Below are 6,000 nucleotides of genomic sequence, written 5' to 3'. Positions count from 1 at the left end.
CGCGCGGTCCGTGGGGGTTACTGCGCGATTATTGGGAGCTATCGCTCGGTTAAGGGATCCTATCGCGCGATGCGGAGGATAGTCTTCTCCCTATCGAGCGATTATGCCGACCTATCGCGCGGTCCGTGGGGGTTACTGCGCGATTATTGGGAGCTATCGCTCGGTTAAGGGATCCTATCGCGCGATGCGGAGATAGTCTTCTCCCTATCGAGCGATTATGCCGACCTATCGCGCGGTCCGTGGGGGTTACTGCGCGATTACTGGGGGCTATCGCGCGGTTAAGTCTTCCTATCGTGCGATGCAGGGATGGTCTTCTCCCTATCGAGCGATTATGCCGACCTATCGCGCGGTCCGTGGGGGTTACTGCGCGATTACTGGGGGTTATCGCTCGGTTAAGGGTTCCTATTGCGCGATGCGAGGATAGCCCGCTCTCTATTGTGCAATTGGGCCGAGCTATTGCGCGATGCGGGATAGCCGGTTCCCATCCTTAACTGCCCTGTACGGAAATTGTAGCTCTAAAGAATCATTACATTACATAAACAAAGCACCCAGTGAAATCCACCAGGCGCTCTCCATCTCTCTCATTTTCTATATACGACATGCCATTCGTTTTCCTTCAGAAAAATCTCTACACCAACCCAGCCGTCCTTCAATAAGGACTGCTGTGTCTCTGCGTCTGCCATCTTCACTTCTACTTGCTTTGTGTAAACAGCATCCGCTTCTTCGTTTATATTTTTGTAAAATACGTATCGAAGCATATTTCGATATTTTGGCTTTAACGCTCCTATTTTCATTCCTTGGCTTAGCTTGTCCTTTAAGCTTGGAATATTGAATGGGGCCACCGTCGCACAGACAATAGAATACGGGGAATCGACCAGTAGCTCCATGACTATGTGACCAAGTTTTTTTTGCAAGCCATAACCTCGAAAATCGGGATGAACAATCGTAATCTCTTGATAGACAACATCAAGTAACCGATCCTTATCCAATCCTATATCTAGACCTAGATGATGCTCATCCATGACAGGTATTTGGAGAGTTCGAAAAGCAACTAGTTGGTTCTCCACAAACAATCCTACCATTAAACGATTATGAACTGTCCCCTCTACTTCTTCATGGGATAAAGGCTGAAGGAAATCTCGATCTTCTAGCATTTCAATAACAACGCTTTGTAAATCTAGAATTTGATCGATATCCTTGGTCGTTAATTCCCGAACTAGGTACTCGTTATCCCCAAGCTGGACCTTCCATTCTTTCATGTGCGCACTTCCTCTTACTTAAATTACTTTGGTTGAGTAAACAATTAACTCCTGAAGAATCGTTTCATCCACATCTATCCCCAAACCTGGAAGGTTGTTTAGTTGAATAAAAGGAACATCATATTGAATATTCCCTATATCTTTAGAGAATTTTAACGGACCTGTCAATTCTACGCTTGTAAATGATTTTTTACTAAAAGCTACATGGAAACCAGCCGCCGATCCTATAGACGACTCTACCATAGAGCCTATTTGACAATCGATACCTGCCATTTCAGCCATATGGGCAAGCTTCATAGCCGGGTATATGCCACCGCACTTCATCAACTTGATGTTGACTTTATGAGCTGCCCGTTTTTCAATACATTCCCGCATATCCCTTATTCCTCTTAATCCTTCATCCATCATAAGAGGTGTACTTATCTTTGATTTTATTTCTACCATGCCATTGAAATCGTCTGCTCTTACCGGTTGCTCGAGCCAATCAATTCCTAAATGCTCCAGCTGTCGCATGGCTGTAATTGTATTCGCACTGTTAACCCAGCCCTGGTTTACGTCTACTCTGATTGCAATTTGGTTGCCGACTCTCGTCCTTACAGCTTGGACCCGTTCTACATCCGATTGTACTTCTGTACCTACCTTCATCTTAAAGGAGGTAAAGCCCTCCGCAATTTTCTGTTCTGCCTCTCTTGCCATTTCCTCAGGAGTCCCGATGCTTAGCACATGGGTAAGTGGGAAGCGCTCGTGATAACGCCCTCCAAGGAGCTGATAAACTGGAACACCAAGCTTTTTACCCACTAAATCGTAGCAAGCTATATCCAGCGCTGCCTTCGCAGCCGGAGCTTGGTAAACCGCCTTATCCAACCTTTCGTGAAGTTTCTCAAACTCCATAGGGTTTTCCCCTATTAAAATAGGTGCCAAGGTATTTACTAATAAAGAATATGTACTTTCCCAAGTCTCTCCAGTTACATGCTCATCCGGGACCGCTTCCCCGTAACCGATGAAACCCTCCTCTGTGGTTATCTTTACAATAATAGATGGCATATCTGGATAGGTTGCATAGCTGATGATGAAAGGCTTGATAAGTGGTAGCCGTATTGCAAATATCTCTATCTCTCTAATTTTCAATCTAGCTCACCTTCCTCTTAAATTTGCGTAGCTTTTCGGAGCGTTTCTGCAATTACCTTAGACCCTAATATTAGTGCATCCTTTCGAAAGGTCATTTTCGGGTGATGTAAGCCCGGAGCCAAGTCCGCTCCTATTCCAATCATTGAGGCTTTTAATTCGGGCTGCTTAATTGTATAGAAATGAAAATCGTCACTGCCGGAGGTTATAACCTCTTCCGCAAGATATTCTTCACCTAATGCATCTATAATTGCTTCCCTTGCCAGAGATACAGCTTCTACCGAAACCTCTGCTCCTGGTGTGATATCTTGCCACTTCCACTCTATTTCTATATCAAATAGCTCGGCAATTGATTGTAGCTGATGATCAATTTGGTCCTTCATCTTTCGTAACACATCATTTTTCTGAGCACGAGCATCGATAGAAAAAGAAGCAGTTCCCGGAATAATGTTCATGCTATCCCCACCTGCCTGAAGCTTTGTGAGCTTGGCAGAATACGCTTCAAAGGGAGAGAAGTACAGATTTTTCAATGCTTGGTGTATAGCAAAAGAAACATCAATCGCATTCTTCCCTTGATGTGGACGAGCCCCATGTGCATCTATCCCTTTAATTTTCCCCTCTAAGAACATCGCTGCTCCATGATGGATTGCAGGGGTCACCTTACCAAATGGGATCTCTTCTATTGGACGCAAATGGACACCAAATAAATGGGTTACATCCTGTAGAGCCCCCTTCTTAATCATGCATAATGCACCGTTACCCTTCTCCTCTGCCGGTTGGAAAATAAAGCGGATCCGCTTATTCAGCTTTTCCTTTTTCAATAACAACAACGCACCTAGAACCATTGACATGTTCGCATCATGGCCACAGGAATGATTGGCTTGATAAACTCCGTCAACTTCCTGCCATAATGCATCTATGTCTGCTCTTATAGCAATTACTTCCTCGCCCTCTCCTATCTCAGCAAGTAAACCTGTCACATCATCAAATCTACGATAGGGAACTTCTAATTCGTCTAGAATTTCAGCAAGCTTATTCGTTGTATTAAATTCCTTCCAGCTGATCTCTGGATTTTCATGAAAATACTCAAACCAATTCATAATATGGGTTTCTGTCTGCACTATATTTACCCCTTTATAATTATTTGGATGAACCGACTATTTCACATACTCTCCCAATCTGTCCGTCTGTTAACCGAACCTTGATACCATGGGGATGAAACGAAGAATTAGTTAAAATATCCTTCACTACTCCTCTGGTTCGCTCACCAGTTCGCTGGTCCTTTTTTAATATGATATCTACCTCTAAACCAGGTTGAATATCCTTTCGTTTTTTTCCGTCCACTGTCATTTCACCTCTTTTTGTATCGTACCATTTTCATACAACAGATACACTAAAGAATTAAAATTATTCGACAAAATGAGCCATTTTTTAGCTTTTTCCTAATTCACTTCTTTCTCCACTATCCGTGATTTTTTGCTCCATATGATTGGGACTTTTCCCACTTAAATAGTTAGATCGTTGTCAGATTTTATTGCCAAAGCGTTCTTCCATAACATTTTCAAAACTGCTGAAAAGACAGCAACTACCGTAGATACGATGATAATTATGAAGCCAATCAATAAAAGACCAGGTGCGTCATCTGCCTGCGCCATAATATAGAGAATAGGGAGAAATAGTACATATAGACCGGTAATGATAGATGCACAATACTTTATATAACGAAGAGATTTCCCAGACAAATTGGAGAAAGCGTTCTGTTGACTAATGTAAGCTAGTATCAATAAAGTGTGATAAAGTGCATAGAAATAAGGAATTGCTGTGGAATATAGGAAAATGACAATTACGTATTTGAGTAAAGCAAATTGAGTGATGTGAGCAAAATAATTCCCAATCATAGGTACCCAAAATACACACAGCCCTAGGATGAACAAGCCCATCATAATGACGATCATCTTTAAAAAAGTTGTCTTAATATGCTTCAAATAATTCGCTCCTTCTGTTACTTTTTATCGTACACGATAAAGAGATATATTCTAACTCATCCTATTTCTCCCCTAAAACAACTATTCCTGAAAAAATAAAAGGCATTGGCTAAATGTTAGCCGATGCCCATTCGTTACAATGTTCTTTTCTCATAGATTTCTTTTACAAATCTTTCTTTGAAATCGGTGTACTCATTTATTCCCCCAGCATTTTCTTCTAGAAAGCTCTTTTTAAGATCCTCATACGCTTCTCTGGCAGGCTTATTTGCATTCAGGTAATTGCGAAAGAAGAGTAGATTTTTCCACAATTCTCCCTCATATTGGGCCAGGTGAATATAATGAGTTTTTTCTAGATAGGTTTCATCGGTGAACTTGGCAAGAACGATTTCATTCGGACGTTCTACTCGTAGTCGGAGAAATCCAGCCTCCTGAAGTCCTTGAAAGATTGCTTTATCAACCGTCTCTAAGTCCTCTACTCCTACGACTATATCGAGAATCGGCTTTGCTGCTATGCCCTCTATAGCCGTGCTTCCAATATGTTCGATTCGATTCTCAGGAAGCAGCGTTGCGTTAATAATCTCCTGTTTCACTTTTATAAATTCATTTTTCCAATCTTCCTGATGTGATTCGAGGCGAACCTCATCCTTTTTTAATCCTAATTTCATTTATATCCATCCCCTTTGCTCTATTTTTAAGACAAACATTGAAATCTCACACCGTTTATATATATGGACTGTCATTATCGCTGTATTTCTCTCCTTTCTCTCTTCCTATATCTACAATTTTGGTAATTGGTATTAGCTCATGCTATACTTATGAAGGATTTTATTAGAATAAAAGGAGTGTTTTTCTCATGACTAAAAAAGGTTATATCCTTATGGAATCAGGCGATAAAATTGAATTCGAATTATACCCAAATGAGGCACCAAACACGGTTGCAAACTTTGAGCAATTAGCAAACAGCGGGTTTTACGATGGAGTAATCTTCCACCGTGTTATTCCTGGCTTCGTAAGCCAAGGTGGAGACCCAACTGGTACAGGTATGGGAGGTAGCGGTAAAACAATCAAATGTGAAACTGCTGGAAACCCTCATAAGCATGAAGCAGGTAGCCTTTCTATGGCACATGCTGGGAAAGACACTGGCTCTAGCCAATTCTTCATCGTTCATGAGCCACAGCCACATTTAAATGGTGTGCACACTGTATTCGGTAAAGTAACAAGCGGCTTAGAAGTAGCGAAATCAATGAAGAACGGCGACAAAATGCAAAAAGTAGAAGTATTTGACGCTGAATAATTTACATGTGGGCTTTGGAATTTTTTCCAAGGCCTTTATTTATAAAAACCTTTTCAATAGGAGGTAACGACATGAAAGATTACCATTGCTGTGCTACCTGCATTCATTTTGGCAGTGAAAAAACAAAGAACAGCATGCTGTATATGTGCAAAAGACTGGGCTTTCAAACGGACCCACGCTACAAGTTCAATTGCTGGAATCCGAAAGAGCAGGTAAGAAGGCTGATGGAAAAGGAACAGGGTAAGGAAGCTTAGAAAATTTACTATCTCCTCCTCAACATGTATATGTTTCATTTCTCCTAAACTTTTTAAAACCTTCCCTAATTTCATAATATCCC

General features: G+C 41.5%; 8 protein-coding genes. 2 read left to right on the top strand and 6 right to left on the bottom strand.

The features are described from left to right. Window positions 1-581 precede the first annotated feature (581 nt). From AC1ECF_RS16695 to AC1ECF_RS16670, 6 genes are all read right to left on the bottom strand, one after another. Entirely contained in the window at window positions 582-1,259 is a 678-nt protein-coding gene (locus AC1ECF_RS16695) for a GNAT family N-acetyltransferase (RefSeq protein ID WP_480390561.1), read from the bottom strand. An 18-nt stretch (window positions 1,260-1,277) separates the two neighbouring features. Then, window positions 1,278-2,387: a mandelate racemase/muconate lactonizing enzyme family protein gene (locus AC1ECF_RS16690; protein WP_480390560.1), complete on the bottom strand. Its 1,110-nt coding sequence runs from the start codon at window positions 2,385-2,387 to the stop codon at window positions 1,278-1,280. Between the two features lie 17 nt (window positions 2,388-2,404). Then, window positions 2,405-3,484: an amidohydrolase gene (locus tag AC1ECF_RS16685; protein ID WP_480390563.1), complete on the bottom strand. Its 1,080-nt coding sequence runs from the start codon at window positions 3,482-3,484 to the stop codon at window positions 2,405-2,407. A 40-nt stretch (window positions 3,485-3,524) separates the two neighbouring features. Continuing rightward, window positions 3,525-3,728, bottom strand: coding sequence for a YwbE family protein (locus AC1ECF_RS16680; protein ID WP_480390559.1), 204 nt, complete (start codon window positions 3,726-3,728; stop codon window positions 3,525-3,527). Window positions 3,729-3,889: 161 nt separating this feature from the next. Next, complete coding sequence (locus AC1ECF_RS16675) at window positions 3,890-4,369, bottom strand: DUF2975 domain-containing protein (protein WP_480390558.1); 480 nt, start codon at window positions 4,367-4,369, stop codon at window positions 3,890-3,892. 134 nt (window positions 4,370-4,503) lie between these two features. Next, entirely contained in the window at window positions 4,504-5,034 is a 531-nt protein-coding gene (locus AC1ECF_RS16670) for a GrpB family protein (protein WP_480390557.1), read from the bottom strand. A gap of 188 nt (window positions 5,035-5,222) precedes the next feature. On the opposite strand from AC1ECF_RS16670, the gene AC1ECF_RS16665 reads away from it, so the two are divergent. Beyond that, window positions 5,223-5,663: a peptidylprolyl isomerase gene (locus AC1ECF_RS16665; RefSeq protein WP_480390556.1), complete on the top strand. Its 441-nt coding sequence runs from the start codon at window positions 5,223-5,225 to the stop codon at window positions 5,661-5,663. 71 nt (window positions 5,664-5,734) lie between these two features. Then, window positions 5,735-5,917, top strand: coding sequence for a hypothetical protein (locus AC1ECF_RS16660; protein ID WP_480390555.1), 183 nt, complete (start codon window positions 5,735-5,737; stop codon window positions 5,915-5,917). Window positions 5,918-6,000: the final 83 nt, after the last annotated feature.

It is taken from the genome of Psychrobacillus sp. Z3-81 (assembly GCF_056620325.1).
The sequence above is the reverse complement of the archived record's forward strand: the minus strand, read 5'-3'. Positions and strand labels throughout refer to the sequence as shown.